Raw genomic sequence first — 23,659 nt, 5'->3', positions numbered from 1 at the left:
GAGACTAGATGAGTGGAGACTCGATCGTCAATGCGAGTGCAATCCCAACCGTGCTTCGGCAGGTAGAACAGTGGGTGTGCTGGAAGGAAGAACGGCGCGATGGGAGGTTGACGAAGATTCCGGTCACGCCCGGAACGGGGTCATTCGCGTCGTCGACTGACGCCGAAACGTGGGCTGATTTCAGAACGGCACTCGCGTTCGTGCAGAAGGGGCGGGCGGATGGTATCGGGTTCGTGTTCACCGAGGAGGACGAGTTCGTCGGGATCGACCTGGACAAGTGCCGTGACCCGGACACCGGTGAGGCAGAGGAAGACGCACGGAACATCATCGACCGGTTGGACTCATTCACCGAGGTTTCGCCTTCGGGGACGGGCTACCACGTGCTCATCAAAGGCGAACTCCCCGACGGGCGGAACCGGCGTGGGAGCGTGGAACTCTACGACAAGGCTCGATTCTTCACCGTGACCGGGGACCACGTCGAAGAAACGCCGACACAGGTAGCACGTCGTCAGGACGCGCTCGTGGCGATTCACCGCGAATACGTGCAGGAAGACGAACCGGACCAAGAAACCGGCCAGGGCGCTACTACAGAGGACAGAACGGACACCACATCTACACCAGACGTTGACCTCGACGACAACGAGCTTCTTCGGAAGGCCAAGAACGCCTCGAACGGTGAAAAGTTCGAGCGACTCTGGAACGGGAACATCCTCGGCTACGACAGTCAGTCCGAAGCGGACATGGCGCTGTGTTGCATGCTGGCGTTCTGGACCGGCGGCGACCGTGCCCAGATGGACCAGTTGTTCCGCCAGTCCGGGCTGCTCCGTGAGAAATGGGATGAAGTCCACTACGCCGACGGGTCGACGTACGGCGAGAAAACCGTCGAACGCGCGATTTCGAGGACATCGGAGTATTACGACCCGGGCAAGGGTGGAAGATCAGTCGAGACTACCGAGCTACCAGCTGCGACGGACACCGTGGATACGGGCAAGGAGAACGCGTACCTATCCGAGAAGAACCAGCTGTTGGCCGATCGTGTGGCAGCGCTCGAAGCAACGCTCGAAGAGAAGGACGAGCGGATTGAATCGCTCGAAACCCAGGTGGAGCGGCTACAGGCAGAACTCGAAGGCAGAGAAAACGAACCAGAGGTCTGTGAACACGAGGAATGCGATCAGACCGATGGGCAGGACCCAGCCACGTCCCTGGTCTCGCGAACGAAACGACTGCTTGGTCGTGACGATGGCTAAGTAGCAGCGAGAAAATAGAGTTTCTCGACTCGATAGAGCTCCTCAGACCTTGGCAGAAAGTCCGTGCAAGATACAGAGGATGCAGTCAGCACCCGACGTTCGTTTGTTTCACCACCTGTTCACTGAATACGCCGACAGACCGAGACTGCGAGTTGCTCATTCAGGGTAACTGACCCCATCTTCGTGTATGACTACGTCCAACCCTAATTCGTCGGCAATCCAGATGTGTGTGGACTCGTTTCCGTTATACGTAACCACCAGATTATATTTGCCTTCCTCTACCCAGTACTCTACTTGTTCGCCCGACCCCACATTCAGAGACTCGTCGAGAACGACATCCCCACCATCAGTAGACACAATTTTCAGAAACCCGTCAACAGGACGTTCGGTCTCGTTTCGAATCCGCACGCTGTACCGTTGTGTCCCCGTAAATTCGCCACATCCGCCAAGCATGGTGAGGCTCACAGAGAGACCAACAAGAAAGTGACGCCGACACATTCCAGAACCCATATGTGTCCTATTTATGAACTGATGGCAAAGCCTTTGTGCCAGAATCACGGTGATTCTCTCCCACTCGATGACGAGTGACAGACCCAGCCCTCTGAATCAACCGGATCAGCCGTCCTCTGGTTGGCCAGTGGTCGGTACCCGATTCGCGCCCTGTATTCAGCACGGCCCCCAAAAATTACCCGCGACTGAACATTTTAACAGAGCCAGTTTTCCACACTGCAGCGGGTGTAGTACACCAAAATTACGACGGAGGAATTAATCCAGGCGAACCACTACTCTCTCATCAAGGGTGGACACCGATGACGGCAGATAACGAAGACGGGACCAGCGCGCTAGAGGAGTTCTTGAGTGCCCCGTCCCTCGATCCAGAAGCCCTCGGTGAGCCGCCGCTGCGTGATGGTGAGGACCCCTTGCTGACACGCGAGCGTGTCGATTTCAGTCCGGACGAAACGTAGCCGACTGCTGGTCAGAGAACTGCGTTCGGAGAACCCTGCCCCCATGCCAAGCGTGTTGGTGGGAAATCACCCCAGCACAGTAAACCAAATAGTTAGCACTAGCACGAAATTATTAGTACACACATGACCAAGTCTCCACTAATGACCGAGAAAGAACCAATGTGGCCTGACGAGATGGACGCGGCAGAACGTGTCCGGCACGTCGCACTCACACGGACCGAAGCACGGAATGCCGGATGGATCGCCGAAGAAGCGGATGTCTCTCGCGACACAGCTGTGAAGTACCTCAACCGAATGGTCGACCAGGGCGACCTGAAGAAACTCGAAACCGGCGATGGAACGAGCTACAGGCCAGATACAGTCACGCAGTTCCTCAAAGAAGTCCGGCAGCTTGCCGAATCGCACACGCTCGACGAACTGACCCAAGAGCTCAGCGCCATCGGGGACGAAATCGACTCGTGGAAAGAGACGTACGACGTCGAATCGCTCCCAGCCCTGCGCCAGAGCATCGGAGATGAGGACCTCTCCGGAGAAGAGCGCCGCGAGCGCCTCGATGTCATCGAGGAATGGGAGTACAACATCGAGGTTCGGGAGTCGGTTCAACTCGCAATCAGCCTCAAGAGTTCCCTGACGACACTCGGTGCTGACTCGCTCGGCAACGGACCGTCGGAAACGCTCCCACAGGAAGGGTAGTCGAACGAATGGTGATCTTTCTTGCAGGAGGCCGGGGCTTCACCCGGCGTGAAGGACTTCGTCGGCTCAAAGAACGAATGGAGAACGTTCCGGGATTCACTGATGTTCGCTACGAACCGTCTCGAATCCGGCCCCGGACTGTCGTGGCAGACGTACAGATAGAGATGTTCCTCGGCGAATCGTTCCCACGCCAGACGGCAAAGGTGGAGGTCCTCTGGCGACCTCGTGAGGGAACAGACGTCCAGCGTGTCCACTGGGCGGACGAGGCTGTCAGCTTGGGATGGCACAAGGACGACGACCATCAAGACCTCGGGACGACACACTTCCAGCGCGAAGGCGATGGCGAAGAGATTCATGAGCCAGGGCATATCGAAGTGGAAGCCCCTCTGAGCTTCCTCGAAACCTGTCTCGACAGGCTCCCCGAAGAGCTACGAAAGACGAGAGAATTCTAACTTTCTCTGGATTGGAAGGCATCTTCGCCGCTGAGATTTTTTCGCCCCGTCAGGGGTGACGGGGACCCTGAGATTCCCCGAGAACGACCATGCAAACCAATCGACAGCGGCGGCTGAACCGTGGCACCGACAGCACACCAGACCAAACAGACGAAACACCTCGCCCCTGGGCGCAGCTCTCTATTTCGGTACCGAACGAGCGGAACGACATGTCCATCGTCACCTTCGTTGAGTGCGTCCTCGTCGAACTCACCCACGAAGACGTTGGGGCAGAGTACGTAGCGTCGCGTCTCTGGGGAAACAATCGGACACAGTTCATCGCAGACGAGACCGGAGAGACGTTCGAAAAACGGTGCTATGACAAACGGGTCGGCTGGTACGAGACGACTATCAGCCGCCAAGAACTGCGGGAAGAACTGGTGGACAGGCTTACCCGGCCGAATCCACAGAGTACGATTCCGCCGGATGGGGAGACAGTGGGCGTGTACGATACCTTCTGCGTGAAGCCGGTTAGGCAGCTTCGCCGCGACTATCCTCCGTATATTTAACCAACACTAGCAACGAAGTCTGATTCTGTTGGTTAACACAGCGTACTTTGTATCGGACTCAAGAGCGGGCGTGAACCGCCTCGGGGTCAAGCCCCGAGGCACTCGGCCTGCTTCGCCTGTAGATGAGAAAGCAGGAAATAATTCCTTGAAGCAAGAATTATGTCTTTCCACGACCAGACAACAACCATGGCTGAATCCGACTCAACAGACGGTCCGCCGCCGTTCGACGATGCCTTCAGCGGTGACGACGTCGAGCAGCGCGTCTACGGAACCATCCTGCAGACGCGGAGTCCAACGACGGCACGGGCAATCGCAGACCAGGTTGACTGTGACCCGAAGACAGCCCGAAAATACCTCGGGTGGTTCGCCAACCTCGGAATCGTCACCCGTCACGATGGCCATCCGACGACCTACGAGCGGAACGACGCGTACTTCGAGTGGCGACGAATCAACCAACTCGCCGCCGAACATACAACCGAAGAACTCCAACGGCGCGTCCAGGAGCTGACAGCGAAGATCTCGAGCTATGAAGACAACTACGAGACTCCCAGTCCGGCAGCGGTCGATGCGGTCGCGGTAGCCGAAGCCTCCACTGACGTATCGATCGACGACGTCTACGCCGACCTCACGGACTGGGCGACTGCCCGCCAAGAGCGTGAACAATACGAACGAGCCCGCCAGCAACACGCCAGCACGAACGAACGGGAACAGGCGTCTGGCTAACGATGGCTCCACCCGCTGGCGATGGAGGGAGTCCTGCCCCCATCGACCGACCAATCCTTGAATTCATCCAGACCAGACTCGCGTCGACGAACCAGGTCGAACAGGCGACCATCACGGACGACAACGGCCACCTCGAACTCGCTGTTACACTCGCGTCCCCGTACTATCCGTCCGAAGTAGAGGACGCGAGCCTCGCTGTTCGCTGGTACACGAACGACGACTTCAAAATCCACTATCGAGACGTTCTCGATGGAACCTCCTGGGAGTGTCGCTGGGACCGCCACCCGAACCCACACAACACCCGCGATCATTTCCATCCGCCGCCAACAGCTCCTACCCCTGGTGAGGATGCTTCGTGGCCATCAGATTACCGTGATGTTCTGACGCTCGTTCTCGATGACATCGAAGAACGAATCACGACGCTGTGGAGCGAGTAGGCCGTCTGGAATAGACTTAGAGTGGTTCGACAGACTCAGAGGGCTTGGTCTGTCGCTTCACCCAGTGTTCTGAATCAACCCTGTCAGATGTGCCGTGCTGAATAGAGAGGATGCAGTCAGCACGCGAGGTTCGTTTGTTTCAGCACTTGTTCGCTGAATACGCCGACGGACCGAGAGGCGCATCTCGGGCAGAAGAACTCATCATTCGTCTCGGTTCCTCGATTCAGTAGACAGGGAAAAGCATTCACCGGCACTGTTCCAACATTTAGGACGGTACGGAGACAAATTTGTAATATGGTCGATTATCCCCGAAGGAAGGTCCTCCAACTCAGCGGTGCTGCTCTCCCCACACTCACCGGATGTGTCTCCTCGGAGCAATCAACTGAAACTGCAAACGTCGAGGTAGAGATAGCAGTCGAAAACAATGCCGGCGAATATTATCAGGCCGATATCGTTGTCTTAGACCAACACAAGACCAAGGTATTCGGTAGAAACGGTGTAGGATGGGACGATGGTTCCGCCATCAGATATCGAACGAAGGTGCCGAAAGACCGTGCATCCGAGCTCGAAGTAACAGTCTTCATCTCAGAGCAATCCACAACCAAACTTTTTGATAAAGTAGTCACCCCAACCTACACGTCAGACACCGTCACCATCGACGTGATAGTTAATCCCGGCCCCGAAGTTGACATCCAGGCTTGATTACGTCCGATTCGCATCCTCTGCAACACAGGCATTCAGGCCGTCGTTTGTCCATAGAACCTGTTCGTTCTGCCACACTCACCTACTGACTCAACCGAACCAGCCGATCCCCAGATGACCAGTGGTCGAATCCCGATTCGCGCCCTGTATTCAGCAGGAGTCACAGAACACATCAGCGGCTCGTCAGGAAATCTCGTGGCTCACTCGCACCTCTCGGTCTGTCACTGTATCTTGATCAGGCCGGAAGTAGAACACCTCGAAAGCCCCCGCACGCTCGCCGTCTGCGACTCGCTGCGCTCCTCGTTCCTGCGGTGCTTCCGTCGTCTCGACTGTCGAGCGCACGGCCCCTTTCAGCCCCACCCGAGTGACTAGTTGAACACTGTCGCTTCCAGTATACCAACTCGAACGCGAACGCCAAGCCCCGGCATCGGAGTCCAGTGTTCGCTAGCCCGTCTTCGACGGCACGCCCCGCTCGCCGCTGCCGCCTTCCGGTGAGCAAGCTCACCGGCGTCCCGCTCACTGCGTTCACGGGACCTCCGCATCGCTCGCGACCGACCATTCCGGGCATGCGGGCGCTCTCCGCACCGCGAGCGCCCGTTCCGGGCCAGGCTCGCTCCCTGCGGTCGCTCATGTGCCTTCGGCGCCAGCGGGTAAGCCCGTCGGTTGCGCCCCTCGCGGGCTTTCGCGTTCCAGCGCTTGGTGCCGGCGCGCTCGCCGAGTCACGACCGCCCCGACTCGGCGAGCGCACCGACAGTCGCCCTGAACACGGTCCCGCAGTTCGGGCCGGACCGAGAGCGGGCTTATCCCGCTGGACGCTCGCTACGGGCGGGTCGGACGCGCGGTTCTGGTAACTTGTTCTCTTCTGGCGCGCTCTCGCTCGCGCCCCAGGGGACGCGAGCGAAGGCGCAAGCGAGAGCGCGCGATGGATGAGTTGGTCGTCGACGAGAGCCAGGGCTGGAGAGTCATGGTGGTCGGAAAAAGACGCCGAGTGAGCGCCTTCGTGCGGTACCAGGTAAGATACCAATGTATAATAGCAACAAGCTCAGTGATGAAGTTTCGGTTCCAGAACGATACAGAGACCCCACGGACGCGTACGTGGTCGAGGAGACGCCGACGCTCGAAGCGACGGTTGAACTGGAGATCCAGGCGAAAGTGGACAGCAATCACCCTGACGTGAACCGGGAGGCGTTGACCCTCGAAGCGGAGGAACGGATGGTAGCGCGTGAGCTGGAGATCGGGCGGACGCGAGAGCGGTGGGACCGGGCACAGGAGTCAACCCGAGAGGAACGGTGTCGAAATGACGTGGAAGCGCAGGCAGCGACGCTGGAGGGCGTCTGGAAGCCCGAACCCGACCCGAGAGAGAGACTCAGTCGTGAGGAGCTGGGGACGGTGAACGAGAAGGCGGCAAAGATCCACAGTCGCATCGAACACGGCAGTTCGAGAGCGGCCATCGCGAGGCAGCTGGCAGAGCGCGTCGCAGACGGTGGGAGCATCCTTAGTGCGGTTATCGCCGTGAGTGAAGCCGAGCGAGACCGGCCCGGTACCATCGTCCCTATCGCCAGCCTGGAAGACGTGCAGCGGCGTGAGGTGTGTATCCAAGGTCGTGTAACCCAATTGTGGGAGTCGAGCCATCCGAAGATAGCTCAGGTCGGGCTCATCGAGGACGAGACGGGCGTCACTAAGTTCACGTCCTGGAAGCGGTCAGGGGCGCCTGTGGTTCGAGAAGGCGAGCTCGTGCGGCTGCGGAACGTCGCGAAGAACTGGTACCAGGGGCGCGTCTCGGTGGCCGTGACGGGCTGGTCGCGGGTGACCTTCCCCGAGCGCGACCGATGGTGGGAACAGTAGTCGACGCCGGCGGTCCTTTCTTTTTTGTCGACTCCACCACCCGACACCCACCTCCCCACCCACCGCTCCGTGCTCGCTGCGCTGCGCGCGCAGCCACGACCTTAACATCAGAGTGGCAATTATCGGTTATGGACGAACGTCGGAAGAGCGCACGACCAGCATCTCTCGAACTCAGGAGAGGTGAAGTTCAATGAGGTGCAACATTCATGGGGATACGTGACTTCTGTTCGAATCGAATGGCGATCGACCACCGGAACGACGGCCCCCAGGAGACGGGTAAGCTCGCGACAGCGATTGGGTTGTACATCCTCGGTGAGATCAGTCTAGGGAAAGCGGCCGAACGTGTCGGCATCACCCGATGGGAGATGGAAGACCTCCTCGACGACCTCGGCATCGACGCTCGCTACGGTCCGAAATCCCGTGAAGAACTCGACAGTGAAGTCGACGTCGCGCTCAACCTCGACACGGACAGTGAATGACAGGCCTCGAGGAAACTGCGGTTATTCTTGATGCAACAGTCCTCAGCAACTTCAGCATCTCTGAGTCTATTTCGTGGATGACTGAGACGCTGACAGCGCCGCAGACTGTTCCAGCCGTCCGCGATGAACTCATCCGCGGCATCGACCACGGCTACGACAGCCTGCAACCGGCAGTCGACGCAATCCTCTCTAGTGATATCGAACTCGTCGAAACTGCACCGACAACACTCCAGCAAAATATACGGAGATCCGTTCGCGTGTAGACCGTGGCGAAGCCGAAGCAATTGCTGCCGCATGCGAACAGAACCGAAACTGCATACTCGCCACTGATGATTCAGCAGGTCGAGCCCTCGCAGCTGAATACGATGTTCCAGTAACCGGCTCGCTCGGAATCCTCGCCTACGGTGTGACAACTGATCAGCTCACGGTCACTGAGGCAGACCAATGGCTTGCGACGTGGACAACCGAGGGCCGGTACTTTGCTCCCGTAGACACAATCACCGACGTACTTCCGGACGATTTCTGACTCGTTCTCCGGTGCATCAACTATCAAGAGGAGCGTTGCAACGATATTCTGGTAGCTACACACTACTCTATTCATATTGGAAACCTACTAAACGAGTATGAGCAGTGACTGTGCCGACGCAGAAAGTAAGGTCACGGGGAATATGGCCACAATCCCTGCGCGGATTCGCCGGGAACTCGGCATCGACAATGGTGATATTCTTCGCTGGCACATCGACGACGACGGGACCATCCGCGTCCGGGTCGTCAAGGGTCACACTGGAACCCTCGATGACTTCCACGGCTACGACGGAGACACAGAAACCGATGTGGCTACCGACCACGACGTCTGGGGCGTCGACACCGAGTGAACCACCTCAGGGCTTGACCCCGAGGCACTCGCCTTGTTTTCAGAACATCAGGGTGGAACTCTTCTGCATAGCATTTTATCACTCCCTCAGGGGTGAGGGAGAATCCTCAGATGTCGACAGACACAGACCCAACTAACGACGACGAGCGGAGACTTCCAGACGACTTCGAGACGACCGAGCACGTCACTCGAACCGACACAGGGGCCTCAATCAAAATTACGATAACCCGGGGGACGGGCACTCGTGACCAGGAGCGTCTCGAAGGGAAGGTCAAAGCACCGACCGTCGAGCAGGCGAAAGCCGACGTCGACGTGCTTTTCTCGAAGCTGTGCCGTCTCGCCGAAGCCGCACGAGCGTTCGACCCGAGCATCGACACGAACGAATAATCCCCTTCTCACTAGCCATGACACCAGACCCATACGAATCCGACAGCCACGAACAGTTCGAACGACGCCAGCTCGCCCAAGACCGTGACCACACCAGTGCACTCCAAATTGCAGAGGAGGACGCCCGCCACATCGTCACCGACCTCGTCGACGCCGGCATCGTCGCCCCCAATCCAGAATCGAAGCAGTTCAGGCACCGCCCGACTGGAGAGATATTCCGCTCCTGTATCTGTCTCGCGTACTTCCATCGCGGTTGGCTAGCCGGTGTCGACAGCTGAGCGACGTTGAACACCACCATGTAGGTCTGCCTTTGCCCACCCAAAGTATATTCTGAGGAGATTTCTTACTGAGGGACACGATGGCAGACCGTAATTCCTCGGATGACGCCCCCGAGGATGTCGGGTCATTCGCCGAGCCGTGGGGCAAGAGCGTCGCAGACAGATCAACGAAGGAGCGCGTCTACGAGGTCGTCACAGGACTCACGGATCCAACCCCAGTCTCTGAGATTGCAGGACTCGCAGACTGTTCTCCTGGTGGTGCACGAACGAACCTGCAGTGGCTCGATGCGATGGGAGTCGTCGAACAGACCGCCAGCGACCCGGTACTCTACAGGCGCAACGAGGCGTACTTCGACTTCCTCAGAATCGAACGCCTCACGAGAGAGTATAGTAGGACTGAACTCGAATCGCTCGTCGAAGAGTACGAGACGCGCGTAGACGAACTCGAAACCGAACTTGATGCGACTGAGGTCGATGACAGTATCCTCGCTGACGTTCCCTTCGATGAGCTCGAAGAGCGGTACGACCAGTTGAGCGAACTCCAGACACTCCGCCGCCGGATTCGCGATGCGAGACAGGCACTACTCCGTCTCAAACGCGACGAAGACAGGAACAGTTAGAAGCGCGTCTCCTACTCCCTCGTCGACGAACAGTTGCAGAATCGGTGAAGCTCTGGGTCGAACGATACGATGTGCTCGTGGACGGCCGTGGCGACGCTACGCATCGCGTCTGCCTGTCCCTCTGTTGTGACAGTGGTTCCGTAGTAGTGTTCGGTCCGGCGGGCGTCGTACAGAGTTTTCAACGTCTCGATGGTGTCTGCCTCCAGTGGTACCTGCCCTTTCGCAAACTCGTACGGTGACGTGTGGTTTCGTAGCTCTCGCGGGTCAGTCCCCGTCATCGCCAGCAGGTATCCCTGGAACGTGTGTTCGATGACAATAAACGAGTGTTCCAGTATCGCTCCATAGTACTCGCCGAGTTCATCAAGTCGGTGCGTCAATTCGAGAAGGCGGCACGCTTTCTGAAGCTGTACCTCACCTTCACCAGCATCAGTGCTGGCGTTCAATCCGGGTTCGAACGTTGGCTGTCCATACGCGTGTCCGAACGCATCTTCAGCTTCCGCGAGGCCGTCCAGAATCTCCCGGGGATCACTCATCGGAGAGCACCTCTATTTTCACTCGGTCAAGCGTCTCCGACGAAAGCAGTGTAATCCCTTCGCCAAACAGTTTCTCTGCATCGACTCGGTCAGACTGGTTGAGAATCGATTGTGGGGTTTCGACGAGTATCTCGAACGAATGCCGTTGTGCGGACGCCCAGTTCTGCTCATCGGACTCCAGTGTCTCTTTGACCTCGTTCCACGCACTCTCAAGGTCAGCGTTCATCGCATCCGCGACAGCAATCGTTGGGGGAATCTGTAGGCCCTCCAAGTGTTTTGCAAGTTTGTTCGCGGCATGCCGTTGCTGCATGTGGTCACCACCGACGAGCACCCAGAGATCGATATCCGACTGACGGTCAGCCTCTCCACGGGCAACGCTCCCGAACAGAATGAGACCCTGAACATCCGCAAGCTCATCGACGATGTACTGCTTAGCAATTCGAACGGGCGTGTGGTACTCTGTCTGCGGGATACTACGGATTGGGTCACTCGGTTTGGAAAGTCGCTCCCTGTTAATCTGAACGCGACGTGCGTTCCCCTTATGGAAGGTTTCGACGAGCCCATTCGGCTCAAGAACGTTGACGGCCTCCCGCGTTGCGCGCTCACTGAAGGGCGTTACCTTTGACAGCTGCCGGATAGAGACGTTGATGTCTGGGTTGTCACTGAGGAAGTGGAGGATATACGTCGTCGCCCCATGTTTGAAGAGCTCAGCATCTCGAATCGGGAGTCCAAGCTCGATAGACCCTCCCACATCCGACTGACCGTCGGCCTCTTCTGCCGAACTATTACTCCGCATAGGGCATAGTAGCACACTAGAATACTTATACTTTATATTCTGTTCAGCCAAGGATCTCGATGACTGAGCCATTTTATCTCCCCCTGACGGGTGAGGGGGACTTCGAGTTCTCCTCGGAGATGCTCGATGTCGATAGATTCCTACCAAACAGAGGCTAGTGGCGGCAGCACCGAAGACCAAGAGACCACCCACAGGCAGTTCGGCGAGTCCGACACCCGTCGCGACGAGATGCACGGCTCGCTGGAAGCGTGGGTCGAACAGTTCGCCGAACTCTCGGACGAAGCACGAGCAAGTGCGGAACTGCAGGAGTGGTTGGACGTCCAATCGCACTTCCACGACTACTCCTACCGGAACACGCTGCTCATCAAGCACCAGTGTCCCCACGCGACGAAGGTCGCTGGCTACAACACCTGGGTGAAAGAGTTCGACCGCTACGTCCAGGAAGGCGAGTCCGCTATCTGGATCTGGGCGCCCATCATCACGAGCAAGTGCCCCGCCTGTGGAAATTCAGCGTCATACCACGACAGTAGCGACTGTGAGTACGACGAAACGCCGGCAGACGAGTGGGACGATGGTCTAGTGGGGTTCAGGCCCGTTCCCGTGTTCGACGTCTCCCAGACAGACGGTGAACCACTCCCTGAACTCGATACTGAAGCAAGGGGTGACGGAGACGAGGAGGAACTCCTTGACGCTCTACTCAACGCCGCAACGAGCCTCGGTGTCCGTGCAAACATCGTTCCTACTGACGACTGGGAACATGGAACTGCTGATGGAATCTGTACCGACCGAAGTGCCTACGACTGCTCGCTGCTCGTCGAGGTGAAAGACGTAGAGAACGAAGCACAGGTCGCGAGTGTGCTTGCTCACGAGTACGCACACGCTCTCCTGCACTTCGACGTCGACGACCACGGGGAACGGAAGAAACGCGAGGTGGAAGCCGAGAGTGTGGTCTACGTCGTCTCCCAGTACTTCGGGCTGGATGCCTCAAACAGCGCGCTGTACGTCGCTGCCTGGGACGGTGACCCAGCCGAAGCGATTCGTGAGCGGCTCCAGCGTATTGTGAAGACCGCGAAGGAAGTTATCGGCGCTGTGGAGCGACAAAATCCCTGAACCATACAGGGGATAGGTCTATTGAGCCTGAACGAATATCCGTAGACGGACTGAACCCATGCACGGCGAATCAACGCCGATTCCACCCTTTGCTGAGGATTGCCTCGACCTCCTTTCCGGGACGGTTTCACCGCCTGAACCCGGCATCGACGAAGCCAATGCCGAAAGCCTACTCATGAAAGAGGGCTTCACACGAGCGGACGCTCGCGAAGCACTCGAAGTACTGGAGATGCGTGGGTACATCTATCGCGTGAACTCAGAGATTCGGATTACCGACTGACCGGTTCGTTTTCCGTGCTTCCAAACCGGCTCTCCTGCTATCCAGTGAGCGGCTGTTCTCGTGCGAATTCACGGTCCGTCACTTGCTCATCCGTCACTCGAACCGTTGTTTTAGTACGATACCGACTCCAAACAGATTATGACAGAGAAATCGTGGCACACCGCTGACCTTGACCTTGCTGAACTCGTCGATGAAATCGACGAAGAACACGTCCTCGCACGCGTCCGAGTTCGTCAAGACATCACAGACGAAGAACGCCAAATCCTCGCCTCCCATTTCCGTGGTCTCGCTGAGTCATTAGCTGAGTAGTCCAGCAATAGACTCACCGACTATCGAACCACCCCGAGAATCGAGTATCGGCAATAACGGCAACCCCACGGTGCCGTTTATTGTCCTCCCCAGCACAGACCTATCTGATGATCGCCGACGCCCGCGTCCTCCAGCCCGAGTTCATCCCACAGGAGGTCGAGCACCGTAATCCCAAGGATGAACCACCTCTCGAACGCGCTCCGGCCCATCATGGACGGGCAATCGGGCGAGACTGCACTCCTGTACGGGCCCAGTGGCGCTGGGAAGACCTGTATCGCCCAGTACACCGTCGAGAAACTCCGCGAGAACGTGCTGGACATCAACACCCAGTACGTCAACTGCTGGCAGGACTATTCCCGATACCGCGTCCTCTACCGTATCCTGGAGGGTATCAACCAGACCGTCGATATCCAGCGCCAGTCCACCCCAAAGGACGAGCTCTCGACCCGACTACGGGATTACGAGGGGCCACAGTACGTCATCATCCTTGACGAGGTCGACCAGCTCCAAGACTCGAAGGTCCTGTACGACCTCTACTAGGCGCCGAAGATCACGATGGTCCTCATCGCCAACCGCGAGGAAGAACTGTTCTCACAGCTCGAAGACCCTCTCATGAGCCGGCTCCATAGCTGCGTTCGCATCCAGTTCGACAAGTACCACCTCAAGGAACTGGTTGCGATTCTCGAAGCCAGGGCGCGCTGGGGGACTCACCGAGGACAGTATCGGCAAACAGGAACTCAGATTGATTGCCGATAGTGCGGCAGGTGACGCTCGGGTCGGCATCGGCATCCTCCGGTCGGCCGCTCGCCGGGCAGACCAGCAGAGCGCAGACGAGATTACCCGGAGCATCATCGAAGAGGCCGTCCCCGCTGGGAAGGAGGAAGTCCGTCAGAACACGCTGGAGAAACTCACCGAGCACCAGCACGCCATCTACGACATCATCGATGAAGAAGGGGAGATCGGGTCAGGTAAACTCTACGAAATATACGTCGAACGCTTTGAGGAACCTAAGGCGAAACAAACGGTGCGCTACCACCTCAAGAAGCTCGACCGCTACGGCCTGATTACGAGCCACGGTGAGAAGCGTGGGCGGACGTACAGTATCGCATAGGCCACTCTCCTTTATTCGATATATCTGAAGTACGTATCGGCCACTGGTTTCAACCTCTGGCGAGAAATTTGACCGACTACTTGACTCGTTGTGGCACTGGGGTAACACTTATTCTGTAGGTCCACGTCACTATGTAACATGACTTATGGTGCACCAAACTATGGCCCAGATCTCCAGACGTTCAGTAACTACGAACTCAACCAAGTTGACCGATATGGCGTGGCCCCTCGGACCGGGTATCAGGATATTCTGAACGACCCTGATTTTGCGGGTCAATTCCGGGAAGCCGCTCGAGATGAACTCCAACGCCGTGAGCATGACCGGGCCATGTGGGAGGCTCATCAAGAGTGGAAAGAGGAGAGTGAGCTCTTCGGTAGCTCGTTAGATGTGAGCGGGTCAGGAGGGATCGGGGATTCGACCAATTCACTCGATACGGTTTCGTCCATCCCGGATGACCCGATTAACCATTCTGCACCACTGATTGGCGAGGACCAAGTGTCATCACCACCTGATTATTCAGACCTCTTTGAAAAGGTTCCCGCTGGAGACAATTCGGGTGATTATCGGCTGGTGTTCAAACCAGAAGTGGTTGAAGGGGTGCCCGAGTCGCTCGAGGCTTCGGACTTACAGCTAGAGGGCTCGCGTAAGACAGGTGATCCGAGTGACGGCCCAGATTGGTACAGCGGATCACACAAGGGATTCGATTCCAAATCACCAGATTCCGACACCAGCTCTTCGAATACGAGCAGCAGCTCGAGTTCAGACACCGGTCACTCTGGGTTAATTGGCTGGTTAGCCAAGATATTCGGCTAGATTACCCAGTACTCTTCCTTCTCACTTAGATTCAGTACCTCACAAAGCGTTCTCGGCTAACTGTTTCTGAAACCTGAGTTCTGTGTCGGAGCAGTTGCACTAACGATCTCGTCGAGAGAATCATGGACGAATCGATAGAGAGCCGTTGCTGTCGGGGGCGATTGCCCCCGACGCGACAGAGCCGCCACTCACACCATAGGCCAGCCCGGTCGAAGTCTACCGGTGAAACTGGTCGTCCGGTGATCGGCTCGCGGGGACGGCCCGACGCGTTGCGAGAGCCGTCCACGCTGCCCGTCGAATCATGTTGATGAACTCCTTGAACGACCACTTCCAGAGGCGACGCCCGTCACGGCGGGGCGTCGCCACGTACTCCCAGTGCAGATACCGCCAGGTGTTCTGTAACAGCAAGCTCACCACGACGTACAACAGCCGTACAACCTGCTCTGCTGAATCCGCAGAAGGCGGCAGGATAGCGTCGTTCTGAAGGTGGAAGCGAAGCGGAAGAGTAGTTTAGGCACATTCGGCTCTTCCGCTAAGTTTGTCGTAACTGCCAAGCTTCCTTGTCTACGAGAATAGCTTCGATGAGACGCCGGAGTGAGTTTTGCTAGCCACGCCTGCTGAGATACCAGAGTGAATAGGTCCAGGTAACGGAAATTTCGAAACGACCAGCTTTGCCGAAAGTACGGTCGGTCACAAAACGAGACGTGAGTAATTCCTAAACGGTTCATAGACCAGACCAGCCACCTATGCCCGCCTGATTCGTCTATCCGGACAGTTGCGCATGGTCATTCCACGAATGCGGTCTGAATCTACTATCGGCAGTATCGGTAACGGCCCTGTCGAGCCTAAGTGTGGGACGTGGCTACGTTCAGATAGCCATGACCGAACCACCGACCCAGACGAACACGCCAGAGCTGCCGACGCTCAACCCGGGCGTGACCCTGCTCGAAGCCGACGAGCGTGTCACGGGTGCACTGCAATCGCTGGTCCTCGACCATGTCCTCCTCGAAAGCGGGACTGCAACGTGGCTCGATGCTCACGGCCACGCCACGACCAAGCCGATGGCCCAGCTCGCCCCGAGCATGCGCGCCCTCGACCGAATCGAGGTCGCCCGAGCGTTTACCCCCTGGCAGCACCAGAGCCTGCTGTTCGACACGCCCGAGTTCATCGACGACGACACCACATTGCTGGTCCTGCCCGCCTTCGACGCCTTCTATGGCGATGACGACCTCCGTCGGGGGGAAGGCGACGCGATGCGTGAGGCAGGCCCCGACATCGTCGAGGCACTCGCCGACGAGCACGAGTTGCCGATACTCCTCACCCGCAAGCGCGTGGACTCGTTCAGCCAGCCCATGCGGGACCTCGCCGGCGAGGTACTGGAGTGCGAACGCACCCAGTTCGGGCCACGCTTCTCCGGCGGCGAGTTCGAGACGCTCGTCTACCCGCTCGAGAACGGGGACGTCCAGACCACGCTCGCGTTCTGCAGGACAGACACGCCGCGCTCGCCGAGAGCCCGCAACCGGAGGTGAGTCTCAGTGGGACGTACTAACCCGACCTTCAGAGACTCGCTGCGAGCGATGGAGAACTCCTGGAGCGACTACCGGCGCGCACTCCGCCGCCACGATTAGGAACACTTCGACGCACTGTTCGAGCACGCGCGAGCACACGCCGACACCGCTGGCTACCTCAATCATCGCTCCACGTCGGTTCCCGTACTCATGTCCATCGTCCTCGAACAGGAGAAGCGCATCACGGAACTCGAAGCAGCAGTTGAGGAACCGCACGAACAGGCAACCCACCCGAGGTGAGTCTCGTGCCGTACAAGTTCGACTTCATCAACGGCAAGGTGTACCAGTGGACTACCACCGAGGACGGTGCGACCTATGAAGTCGACGAGTCCTACACGCCGACGCTGTACGTCTCCGCGCACAAAGGCAGAAGCCTCACCGAGATTGAGCCGACGTTCTCGGAACACCCACAGGTCGAACACACCCGCTACGTCGAGGAGCGAATCAGCTTCCGCCACGAACCGTCCCGAGTCCTCCGTGTAGACGCCTCGAACATCGACGCAGTGAAGCGAATCGCCCGGGAGGTCGCGGCCTGGGCGGACCCAGGCGTCTACCGACTGTACAACGTCGACCTCTCCCGAGAGTACCGCTACTGTCTGGAGGAGGGTATCGACCCGACGCCTGCCAGCGACCTTTCTGTGCTCCGGCTTGATGTCGACGATCAGGCCCTCGCAAACGAGCACATCACGAGTCTCACCGTCGACGGTGAGACGCTAACAGGCGACCGCGAAGGCGTTCTTACGACGCTGCAGTCTCGGGTGGACGAGGTGAACCCGGACGTGTTGCTGGTGAACACCAGCGACGTGATTCCAGCGCTGTTCACGCAAGCGCAATCGGTCGGGTTCGACGACTTCGAACTTGGGCGGCTGCCTGGTGAGCGCTACCAGCAACTCGCCGGACGGTCGACGTACACGAGCTACGGTCGGGTCGGACACTCGCCAGCCCGCTACAACGTTCCCGGTCGTGCCATCGTCAACCGGTCGAACACGTTCACGTGGAACCAGACGAACCTGAACAGCTGTCTCGACCTCGTGAGTCGCTCTCACAAGCCGCTGCAAGAACTCGCCCGGTCCTCCATCGGCTCCATTCTCACCGCCATCCAGATTCGAGAAGCACGGAGTCGTGGGGTACTCGTGCCGTGGCACTCCTGGCGGCATGAGTTCCCGAAGACGATGCGCCAGCTCCACGACGCCGACCGCGGCGGGTTCACGTTCGCCCCCGACGCCGGGTTCCACGAGGACGTCCACGAACTCGACTTCTCCTCGTTGTATCCCAATATCATCGTCACGCGTAACGTGAGCCCAGACAAGATTCGCTGTGACTGCCATAGCAATCGGGAGGATGTGCCCGGGCTTGGCTACTCCATCTGTGACGAACGCGGGTTCCTCCCCGACGTGCTAGAGCCACTCGTCAGCGACCGGGACGACATCAAGGCCGAACTCAAAGAGGCCGAGGACCCCGAGCGAATCGAGGCACTGGAGGGGCAGTCGAGCGCCATCAAGTGGATTCTGGTGTCGTGCTTCGGCTACCAGGGCTTCTCGAACGCGAAGTTCGGGCGCATCGAATGCCACGAGGCAATCAACGCCTACGCTCGTGAGATACTGCTCGACGCCAAGGACACCTTCGAGGCGAACGGTTGGCGTGTCATCCATGGCATCGTCGACTCCATCTGGGTGACCGCCATCGAAGGAGAGGAGCAGACGCCGCTGGAAGAGCTGGTCGACGAGATTACTGCTGACGTGGGTATCCGACTGGAGTACGAGGCCGCCTACGACTGGATCGCGTTCGTCCCCATGCGCAACAGCGACGCCGGCGCGCTGACGAAGTACTTCGGGAAGGAGGCAGGCGTTGACGAGTACAAGTTCCGCGGAATCGAATGCCGCCAGCGGAGCACGCCCCAGTTCATCGAAGATGCCCAAAAGGACCTCATCGAGACGCTCGCCGAAACTAGGGATGCCGAGGCAGTGGTCGAACGCCTGAAGACGTGGTTGGGGAAGCTCAGTCGGGGTGATGTTTCGCCCGACGAGTTGCTCGTGAAGAACCGCGTCTCGAAGTCGCTGTCAGAGTACAGCCAGTACACCCGGAACGTTGCCGCGCTAGAGCGAGCGAAGCACCTCGGGATTCCACGCCACCCTGGCCAGTCAGTCCAGTACGTGGTCGTCGACGACGACAAGAAGTCTCCTGAGCGCGTTCGACTGGCCCACGAATCGCTCGAAGAGTACGACGACGGGTTCTATCGGACGCAGTTACTTCGAGCGGCAGAGAGTGTGCTCTCCCCACTGGGCTGGCGTGAAGGCGCGATTGAGCGGTATCTGGACGAGTATCGGGATGTATCTCTGGATGCGTATTGAGATCTGCAGGAACCTATATTTGGGTGTCTGACTTGCTGTCACAAAAACCCTATAGACAATAGATACCGCCAGCCTTGGACGTGAGGTTATCTAGTCAATTTATAACTGACTGAGAACATGTTGGCGGTAATGAGTTTGAAGCATGTCTGTTTGCTAATCCTTGTTGTAGTCTCTTTTGCGTCAGTGGCCACAGCAACACCGAGTCACTCAGATAAGGCCAGTTCCAGCCAGATTGAGGCTGAGACGACCAGTGGCGCACTTATGCCTCTGTCACCGGAGATGGAAGCCGAGTACCAGAGTGTTCAGGAAGATTTCGCCTCGATGTTTGGTCTCGAGGTCCGGTCGAACACCTCTCTCCTGATGCAGCCTGATGGACGTTCGTACCTTGTCTTCCATAACTCGGATGACCTTGCTGGGAGGGCGACAGTGACCGGAAGGACGTTCACACCGAGTGAGACACCAAACGACGGGGGCGTCATTTTCGCAGACAACATCGAATTGTCGAGGTCAGGCGACACAGTCGAATTGTCGACTCTCATCAATTCGCCGAATAAGTACGAGGCACAGGTGGTTTCCGTTACTGGGAACTTCAGCCAGATTGCGGTTGAGTCCGAGAGTCCAGGTGATATCGGGTCGACCGTGTCTGGTGGATATCTTTCTACCGCTCGTCGACCAGTGGACAGGGTATTCAGAAAACCAACTGTAGGAGCTGTCGCAGGGGTACTGAACACGTCCTCATCTGACTTGGGGGGCTCTACTGCGTTCGAGTCAATGAGTTCTGAAATGCTCCCCCCTGTTTTTGGAGACTCCATTGCGCCTCTCAGCCTCGATGATACGATGTGGATGAGCAGCGAGGCCACCGTCCAAGTCCTCGTTCTTCCTGAGATGGGCGGAGAACGAGTATATGTGGCCCTCGATGCTACCCCAGTAGCCCAAGAAACGACGGTATCCAATTCGGGCGAACTCTCTGGCAAGGTTGTCGAGGTCTCCGGGAACTACGTCGGTGGACAGGTGAGCACTAAGCAGGTCCTAGTCAACTCGCTCAGGTGTGCACCGGATTCGATAGCGAACCCCGTCACGGGGTGTTTCCCGCTCGTCACGGACACAACAGTCCACACTGGCATCCTAATGGGCGAAGATACCGATATCCCGGTGGTGGGCCTATCGAACAAGAAGATCGATGGTGTCGCTAACCCCGAGACTGGGGAGTACGTGATTCGCGGCCGGGTCGTCAGTTCGGAACAGGTGTCTTTTAACACGACCTCCCCCGCCGTAATCGTCGCCTACGATATGGACCGAACTGGTGATCTGACTATTACCGGAGACGCGAAGCAGAAAGCCGAGCAGCTCTCCAACCAGATTCGGGAGAACGTCACTTCTGCAATAACGAAACAGGCTCAGGAAAAGCCCGCGCAGTGGGGAAGCTCTACCCCTAACCAGAAGCAGAACGCCGAGCGGAAGCAGAGCACTGCAACGACCAAAACTCAGGAGCAGCAAGAACAAACCCAATCCGCGAAGAGGGCAGCCAAGACGACAACTGAACCGATGGTCGTCGAAGTAGACTCCCCGAACGAGATGGACTCTGGGCCGAGCTTCTTAGACAAGTTGGGAGACGCATTCACTCACATTCTTGTGAGAATTGCTTTCGGGTTCCTCGCAATCACGTTCGCTCTCTCTGGAATCCTACTCGAAATCATGCGGGGTATTAAGAAAGCGACGAGCAGTGAGGAATTGTCGACTTCTGGCAAACCAGCACAGATCTTACTGGTGTCTTCAATTCCGATGTTCATCGGAATCTGGCTGGCTGGTGGGCATGGGATTTTCTTGTTGATTGGAGCTGCTGCTATACTCTCGATTGTAATGGGGTCGCTTGTGTACGCCACCTTCGAAGCGTTATAAGGGCGTTTTAGCGAAACCTGAGTATATCCTATTGAATAAAAACAGATTGAGTAACGGGTGTTAGCTGTCAGGCTCTAAACCAGGCTCCTCTCGAAGATTGAAGTCCGGTCCCCCGTTTCAATGAAGCCGAATCCCTAGCACCGATAGGTGGTCTACGACAGTCGTCACGACAGTCAACTTGCCTACCTACGTGGCACTGCTCCTAGTTCGTCATGTGAGACGAGAGCCAGAGGTTCAGTCAGCCCACACCAATATTTAGTTCCGTCTCCCAAGTGAGGTGGAGGAACCGATTTAGAGCAATCCGAGCGCGTCAGCGCCAGCCATCACGGTCGTCGTCATCTTCGTCCCAGGCTTCATCAGTCATCGTCGGGGAGGCCACACGGTCGATCCAGTAACCGATATGCCATCCCAGTGTATCACCGTCTAAGTCCTCCACGTAGATCGTGACCTCAGTGTAGTACTCCAACGCGTCGTCCGTATCTGGAGAACGGCCGAAAGCGCGAGGACAGCTACCAGCATGGAGATTGCAGACGTCTTCCGGATCCTCTTGAACCACAATGTCGGCTTCTGCGTCGACTCCAACGTATTTGAGACTGAGTTCATCGGGCTGACTCTCGCGGCTATTCAGGTATTCCACCACTGCTCTCGTCTGTTCCTCCATTTCCGCACTCGCCGACTCAGTGACTCCGACAGTTATCTCGGGAGATTCCCAGCCGATCGACCGGTTCTGAACGTCTGTCGCGGGTAGCGTGTCGGCGACTTTTGACTCGTTCATCAACGGCATCGGTTCCTCTCCGTGAGAGAGACCCAGAACATGGCCGAATTCGTGTTTTATTGTTTCTGTGATTGATTCATCGGTATATCCGTCAGCAATTCTGACGAGGACGTCATCTCCAGCTGGTTCTGTTCGCTCAAGGTTTGGAGCACAACCTAGCGTTTCTTTGTCAGACGGTGTGTGTCCACACGTCTCGATTGAGTCGACGAGGTGGACCTCGACGTCAGGGCTGGCCGCATCCGGTTTCAACACCCAGTTGATGTCATAGTCCCCGTAAGTCGAGTTTTCCCAGTACTCGAGTGATTCCTTGACGAGCGGTTCGATATTGCGATCTGACCCTGTACCGTCCGTGACTCCAACAATCACCGTGTCCTTCGACGGCCATGGGTCTCGGAGAGCTGGTTCGTCTATACTCCCGCTATTGTAGTCTTCGGAAGAGTATCCGAAGATTCCAGAGAGTGCTTCTCTTGTAAGCAGCTCAGTATCGTTCCTGGTGTACCGATTTGCGACTTCGATTGTAATCTGGTCCTCGACGACTTGGCCGGTCGTCACCCACTCACTACAGAATAGGAATGTATCCGGACTATACCCGCCGTCACAGTTCGCTATGGTCGATTTGTACTCAATCAGGACATCAGGATCGGCCGCCTCGGGTTTGAAAACCAATTCGACGGGGTTCTCCCTGTACTGTGACGCCGCTTCACGGTTGTCCTGCCAATACGCAACCGCTTCTCTGGATATCTCAGTGAGGTTAACTGTCTGATTCGGAGGCGCTGAAACTCCAACTGTGATCGACCTCGAATCGAAGGGGTTGATTCGAGGAGCCTCAGTCGTAGTCTGAGTTGGAGTAGTTGTACCCGTTTCCGTCGATTCAGAGCTAGACACAATGGTGGGTGAACTAGTTTCATCAACCGAAGTCGCGCCTGGAGTAGTTGTCGTCTCCGAGCCTGAATCAGTTATTGCACTACACCCTGCGAGCAAGAGTAGTATAATCAGGAGAGAGACGAGACGCTGGTTACGCATATAGGATATGTTCGTTAATTGTACTATTAGTTCTGGTGGGAAACCGAGAACCAACAACCTCCAATAACGCACTAGTTCGATTACAGGTTATTTAAGCGAGGTACAGCGACGGCTATCTGGAGTCTACTACCAGACCTCCGGAGAATTCGACTCAGAAGACGCACCCGGTTTCGCCGCCATCGTGCTCATGCAATCGGCCTCACGCAGATCGGTACCATCAGCGTGTACAGATTCAGCCTTTCAGACACCGCGTTCTCGCTCGGTAGCCATACCATCAGCTGGGCCGCCTCGCTCATCATCGCTGGCGCGGTCTGTATCTCGGTCACCAACGAGGTCGAACTCGGCGACTGGATCGGGATGGACTCCGACGGAGACGACCCCAGAACAAGAGCAAGAAACAAAGATAAGGAGACCAATATTGGATAAAGACGGTCACCAGCGTAGCGCTCCAGATTTCAATACTGGTCCTGGACCTTGTCAATCTGGCACTGCGTACAGAGGTCGTCCGCGAAACAGCTGATCTCGTCGTATGGACAATCGTGGTCGGGAATATCGACCGAGAGCCGTCGCTTGGCGTTTTTCCATTCGATCTCCCAGGCCTCGATGTCCATCTCTTCGGAGTTGAAGACGATATCGTCATCTCGGTTCTCGATTTTCACCACTGTCTCGGAGTCGACCTGTTTTTCGTGACCGAGATTGCTTCAATGTAGGAATTACAGGCGATCTGGTCTCGTCCAGTGGCGTCGCTGAGAACTACGACCGTGATTCGATTATCGATCGATTCCGTCGGTCGTAATCCTCGCGTCATGTAGTCTGTTGTTGAGACCGGTTTCACTTCAAA

Annotated in this window: 26 protein-coding genes and 4 pseudogenes; 24 read left to right on the top strand and 6 right to left on the bottom strand. The window is 57.2% G+C overall.

Translation table 11 applies throughout. The annotated features are described in order from the left end of the window. Window positions 1-8: 8 nt before the first annotated feature. Window positions 9-1,247, top strand: a complete 1,239-nt coding sequence (locus tag NOV86_RS19705; RefSeq protein ID WP_267643531.1) for a phage NrS-1 polymerase family protein — start codon at window positions 9-11, stop codon at window positions 1,245-1,247. 156 nt (window positions 1,248-1,403) lie between these two features. Here the strand turns inward: NOV86_RS19705 and NOV86_RS19700 are convergent, their stop codons facing one another. Continuing rightward, window positions 1,404-1,712 carry a hypothetical protein gene (locus NOV86_RS19700; protein ID WP_267643530.1) on the bottom strand — a complete coding sequence of 103 codons (309 nt, stop codon included), beginning with the start codon at window positions 1,710-1,712 and terminating at the stop codon, window positions 1,404-1,406. 641 nt (window positions 1,713-2,353) lie between these two features. Between NOV86_RS19700 and NOV86_RS19695 the strand changes: the two genes are divergently transcribed. From NOV86_RS19695 to NOV86_RS19635, 14 genes are all read left to right on the top strand, one after another. Continuing rightward, window positions 2,354-2,905 carry a DUF7342 family protein gene (locus NOV86_RS19695; RefSeq protein WP_267643529.1) on the top strand — a complete coding sequence of 184 codons (552 nt, stop codon included), beginning with the start codon at window positions 2,354-2,356 and terminating at the stop codon, window positions 2,903-2,905. 143 nt (window positions 2,906-3,048) lie between these two features. Continuing rightward, the gene (locus NOV86_RS19690) at window positions 3,049-3,357 is read left to right on the top strand and encodes a hypothetical protein (protein WP_267643528.1); all 309 of its coding nucleotides are present in this window, start codon (window positions 3,049-3,051) and stop codon (window positions 3,355-3,357) included. 209 nt (window positions 3,358-3,566) lie between these two features. Continuing rightward, window positions 3,567-3,905, top strand: a complete 339-nt coding sequence (locus NOV86_RS19685) for a DUF8030 family protein (protein WP_267643527.1) — start codon at window positions 3,567-3,569, stop codon at window positions 3,903-3,905. A gap of 186 nt (window positions 3,906-4,091) precedes the next feature. After that, window positions 4,092-4,628, top strand: coding sequence for a DUF7342 family protein (locus NOV86_RS19680; protein WP_267643526.1), 537 nt, complete (start codon window positions 4,092-4,094; stop codon window positions 4,626-4,628). A gap of 2 nt (window positions 4,629-4,630) precedes the next feature. Beyond that, window positions 4,631-5,065 (top strand): toxin-antitoxin system TumE family protein, encoded by a 435-nt coding sequence (locus tag NOV86_RS19675; protein ID WP_267643525.1) that lies wholly within the window; start codon window positions 4,631-4,633, stop codon window positions 5,063-5,065. 294 nt (window positions 5,066-5,359) lie between these two features. Continuing rightward, window positions 5,360-5,767: a hypothetical protein gene (locus tag NOV86_RS19670; RefSeq protein WP_267643524.1), complete on the top strand. Its 408-nt coding sequence runs from the start codon at window positions 5,360-5,362 to the stop codon at window positions 5,765-5,767. A 1,023-nt stretch (window positions 5,768-6,790) separates the two neighbouring features. Next, window positions 6,791-7,612 carry a DNA-binding protein gene (locus NOV86_RS19665; protein WP_267643523.1) on the top strand — a complete coding sequence of 274 codons (822 nt, stop codon included), beginning with the start codon at window positions 6,791-6,793 and terminating at the stop codon, window positions 7,610-7,612. Between the two features lie 236 nt (window positions 7,613-7,848). Beyond that, window positions 7,849-8,091 carry a UPF0175 family protein gene (locus tag NOV86_RS19660; RefSeq protein ID WP_267643522.1) on the top strand — a complete coding sequence of 81 codons (243 nt, stop codon included), beginning with the start codon at window positions 7,849-7,851 and terminating at the stop codon, window positions 8,089-8,091. Then, window positions 8,088-8,354: a hypothetical protein gene (locus tag NOV86_RS19655; protein ID WP_267643521.1), complete on the top strand. Its 267-nt coding sequence runs from the start codon at window positions 8,088-8,090 to the stop codon at window positions 8,352-8,354. The genes NOV86_RS19660 and NOV86_RS19655 overlap by 4 nt, the downstream gene beginning before the upstream one ends. Further along, complete coding sequence (locus NOV86_RS23425; protein ID WP_497007456.1) at window positions 8,339-8,617, top strand: PIN domain-containing protein; 279 nt, start codon at window positions 8,339-8,341, stop codon at window positions 8,615-8,617. Before NOV86_RS19655 ends, NOV86_RS23425 begins: the two co-directional genes overlap by 16 nt. A gap of 97 nt (window positions 8,618-8,714) precedes the next feature. After that, the gene (locus NOV86_RS19650) at window positions 8,715-8,966 is read left to right on the top strand and encodes an AbrB/MazE/SpoVT family DNA-binding domain-containing protein (RefSeq protein ID WP_267643520.1); all 252 of its coding nucleotides are present in this window, start codon (window positions 8,715-8,717) and stop codon (window positions 8,964-8,966) included. Window positions 8,967-9,076: 110 nt separating this feature from the next. Next, complete coding sequence (locus tag NOV86_RS19645) at window positions 9,077-9,352, top strand: DUF7389 domain-containing protein (protein WP_267643519.1); 276 nt, start codon at window positions 9,077-9,079, stop codon at window positions 9,350-9,352. Window positions 9,353-9,369: 17 nt separating this feature from the next. After that, window positions 9,370-9,630, top strand: a complete 261-nt coding sequence (locus NOV86_RS19640; RefSeq protein WP_267643518.1) for a DUF8069 family protein — start codon at window positions 9,370-9,372, stop codon at window positions 9,628-9,630. An 80-nt stretch (window positions 9,631-9,710) separates the two neighbouring features. Continuing rightward, on the top strand, window positions 9,711-10,250 hold the full coding sequence (locus NOV86_RS19635) for a DUF7342 family protein (protein WP_267643517.1): 540 nt from the start codon (window positions 9,711-9,713) through the stop codon (window positions 10,248-10,250). A gap of 11 nt (window positions 10,251-10,261) precedes the next feature. Here NOV86_RS19635 and NOV86_RS19630 read toward each other — a convergent pair whose 3' ends face one another. Together NOV86_RS19630 and NOV86_RS19625 are read right to left on the bottom strand one after the other, a co-directional pair. Further along, the gene (locus NOV86_RS19630; RefSeq protein WP_267643516.1) at window positions 10,262-10,783 is read right to left on the bottom strand and encodes a DUF8154 family protein; all 522 of its coding nucleotides are present in this window, start codon (window positions 10,781-10,783) and stop codon (window positions 10,262-10,264) included. Further along, window positions 10,776-11,579, bottom strand: a complete 804-nt coding sequence (locus NOV86_RS19625; protein ID WP_267643515.1) for a nucleotidyltransferase domain-containing protein — start codon at window positions 11,577-11,579, stop codon at window positions 10,776-10,778. The genes NOV86_RS19630 and NOV86_RS19625 overlap by 8 nt, the downstream gene beginning before the upstream one ends. A 132-nt stretch (window positions 11,580-11,711) precedes the next feature. Here NOV86_RS19625 and NOV86_RS19620 point away from each other — a divergent pair, with 132 nt between their 5' ends. From NOV86_RS19620 to NOV86_RS19600, 5 genes and pseudogenes are all read left to right on the top strand, one after another. Then, window positions 11,712-12,689, top strand: a complete 978-nt coding sequence (locus NOV86_RS19620; protein WP_438266727.1) for a M48 family metalloprotease — start codon at window positions 11,712-11,714, stop codon at window positions 12,687-12,689. Window positions 12,690-12,747: 58 nt separating this feature from the next. Next, complete coding sequence (locus NOV86_RS19615) at window positions 12,748-12,969, top strand: hypothetical protein (protein WP_267643514.1); 222 nt, start codon at window positions 12,748-12,750, stop codon at window positions 12,967-12,969. 138 nt (window positions 12,970-13,107) lie between these two features. Beyond that, a complete protein-coding gene (locus tag NOV86_RS19610; protein ID WP_267643513.1) occupies window positions 13,108-13,278 on the top strand; it encodes a hypothetical protein in 171 nt (56 codons plus the stop codon). A 107-nt stretch (window positions 13,279-13,385) separates the two neighbouring features. After that, window positions 13,386-14,389, top strand: a pseudogene (locus NOV86_RS23290) (Cdc6/Cdc18 family protein). Window positions 14,390-14,527: 138 nt separating this feature from the next. Continuing rightward, on the top strand, window positions 14,528-15,202 hold the full coding sequence (locus tag NOV86_RS19600) for a hypothetical protein (RefSeq protein ID WP_267643512.1): 675 nt from the start codon (window positions 14,528-14,530) through the stop codon (window positions 15,200-15,202). Between the two features lie 216 nt (window positions 15,203-15,418). Here the strand turns inward: NOV86_RS19600 and NOV86_RS19595 are convergent. Then, window positions 15,419-15,640: pseudogene (locus NOV86_RS19595) on the bottom strand (ISH3 family transposase); the annotation flags it as partial. Between the two features lie 440 nt (window positions 15,641-16,080). Between NOV86_RS19595 and NOV86_RS19590 the strand changes: the two are divergent. The 4 genes and pseudogenes from NOV86_RS19590 to NOV86_RS19575 all read left to right on the top strand — a co-directional run bounded on the left by NOV86_RS19590 (window position 16,081) and on the right by NOV86_RS19575 (window position 21,020). Further along, entirely contained in the window at window positions 16,081-16,731 is a 651-nt protein-coding gene (locus tag NOV86_RS19590; RefSeq protein ID WP_267643511.1) for a hypothetical protein, read from the top strand. A gap of 6 nt (window positions 16,732-16,737) precedes the next feature. Beyond that, a pseudogene (locus tag NOV86_RS19585) lies at window positions 16,738-17,010 on the top strand (DUF8156 family protein). Between the two features lie 5 nt (window positions 17,011-17,015). Then, a complete protein-coding gene (locus NOV86_RS19580; protein ID WP_267643510.1) occupies window positions 17,016-19,121 on the top strand; it encodes a type B DNA-directed DNA polymerase in 2,106 nt (701 codons plus the stop codon). Window positions 19,122-19,250: 129 nt separating this feature from the next. After that, window positions 19,251-21,020: a hypothetical protein gene (locus NOV86_RS19575; RefSeq protein WP_267643509.1), complete on the top strand. Its 1,770-nt coding sequence runs from the start codon at window positions 19,251-19,253 to the stop codon at window positions 21,018-21,020. A gap of 310 nt (window positions 21,021-21,330) precedes the next feature. Here NOV86_RS19575 and NOV86_RS19570 read toward each other — a convergent pair whose 3' ends face one another. Then, on the bottom strand, window positions 21,331-22,818 hold the full coding sequence (locus NOV86_RS19570; RefSeq protein WP_267643508.1) for a zinc metalloprotease: 1,488 nt from the start codon (window positions 22,816-22,818) through the stop codon (window positions 21,331-21,333). A 455-nt stretch (window positions 22,819-23,273) separates the two neighbouring features. Continuing rightward, window positions 23,274-23,626 (bottom strand): annotated as a pseudogene (locus NOV86_RS23285) (hypothetical protein). Window positions 23,627-23,659 lie beyond the last annotated feature (33 nt).

The organism is Haloarchaeobius amylolyticus (assembly GCF_026616195.1).
Classification (GTDB): domain Archaea; phylum Halobacteriota; class Halobacteria; order Halobacteriales; family Natrialbaceae; genus Haloarchaeobius; species Haloarchaeobius amylolyticus.
The sequence above is the reverse complement of the archived record's forward strand: the minus strand, read 5'-3'. Positions and strand labels throughout refer to the sequence as shown.

Excerpts from the sequence above, each read along its gene's own strand:
- NOV86_RS19625 (WP_267643515.1), bottom strand. The coding sequence starts at position 11,579 with ATGCGGAGTAATAGTTCGGCAGAAGAGGCCGACGGTCAGTCGGATGTG.
- NOV86_RS19675 (WP_267643525.1), top strand. The coding sequence starts at position 4,631 with ATGGCTCCACCCGCTGGCGATGGAGGGAGTCCTGCCCCCATCGACCGA.
- NOV86_RS19680 (WP_267643526.1), top strand. The coding sequence starts at position 4,092 with ATGGCTGAATCCGACTCAACAGACGGTCCGCCGCCGTTCGACGATGCC.
- NOV86_RS19615 (WP_267643514.1), top strand. The coding sequence starts at position 12,748 with ATGCACGGCGAATCAACGCCGATTCCACCCTTTGCTGAGGATTGCCTC.
- NOV86_RS19635 (WP_267643517.1), top strand. The coding sequence starts at position 9,711 with ATGGCAGACCGTAATTCCTCGGATGACGCCCCCGAGGATGTCGGGTCA.
- NOV86_RS19610 (WP_267643513.1), top strand. The coding sequence starts at position 13,108 with ATGACAGAGAAATCGTGGCACACCGCTGACCTTGACCTTGCTGAACTC.
- NOV86_RS19590 (WP_267643511.1), top strand. The coding sequence starts at position 16,081 with ATGACCGAACCACCGACCCAGACGAACACGCCAGAGCTGCCGACGCTC.
- NOV86_RS19570 (WP_267643508.1), bottom strand. The coding sequence starts at position 22,818 with ATGCGTAACCAGCGTCTCGTCTCTCTCCTGATTATACTACTCTTGCTC.
- NOV86_RS19670 (WP_267643524.1), top strand. The coding sequence starts at position 5,360 with ATGGTCGATTATCCCCGAAGGAAGGTCCTCCAACTCAGCGGTGCTGCT.
- NOV86_RS19645 (WP_267643519.1), top strand. The coding sequence starts at position 9,077 with ATGTCGACAGACACAGACCCAACTAACGACGACGAGCGGAGACTTCCA.
- NOV86_RS19640 (WP_267643518.1), top strand. The coding sequence starts at position 9,370 with ATGACACCAGACCCATACGAATCCGACAGCCACGAACAGTTCGAACGA.
- NOV86_RS19600 (WP_267643512.1), top strand. The coding sequence starts at position 14,528 with ATGACTTATGGTGCACCAAACTATGGCCCAGATCTCCAGACGTTCAGT.
- NOV86_RS19695 (WP_267643529.1), top strand. The coding sequence starts at position 2,354 with ATGACCGAGAAAGAACCAATGTGGCCTGACGAGATGGACGCGGCAGAA.
- NOV86_RS19655 (WP_267643521.1), top strand. The coding sequence starts at position 8,088 with ATGACAGGCCTCGAGGAAACTGCGGTTATTCTTGATGCAACAGTCCTC.
- NOV86_RS19575 (WP_267643509.1), top strand. The coding sequence starts at position 19,251 with ATGAGTTTGAAGCATGTCTGTTTGCTAATCCTTGTTGTAGTCTCTTTT.
- NOV86_RS19650 (WP_267643520.1), top strand. The coding sequence starts at position 8,715 with ATGAGCAGTGACTGTGCCGACGCAGAAAGTAAGGTCACGGGGAATATG.
- NOV86_RS19660 (WP_267643522.1), top strand. The coding sequence starts at position 7,849 with ATGGCGATCGACCACCGGAACGACGGCCCCCAGGAGACGGGTAAGCTC.
- NOV86_RS19630 (WP_267643516.1), bottom strand. The coding sequence starts at position 10,783 with ATGAGTGATCCCCGGGAGATTCTGGACGGCCTCGCGGAAGCTGAAGAT.
- NOV86_RS19685 (WP_267643527.1), top strand. The coding sequence starts at position 3,567 with ATGTCCATCGTCACCTTCGTTGAGTGCGTCCTCGTCGAACTCACCCAC.
- NOV86_RS19705 (WP_267643531.1), top strand. The coding sequence starts at position 9 with ATGAGTGGAGACTCGATCGTCAATGCGAGTGCAATCCCAACCGTGCTT.
- NOV86_RS19665 (WP_267643523.1), top strand. The coding sequence starts at position 6,791 with ATGTATAATAGCAACAAGCTCAGTGATGAAGTTTCGGTTCCAGAACGA.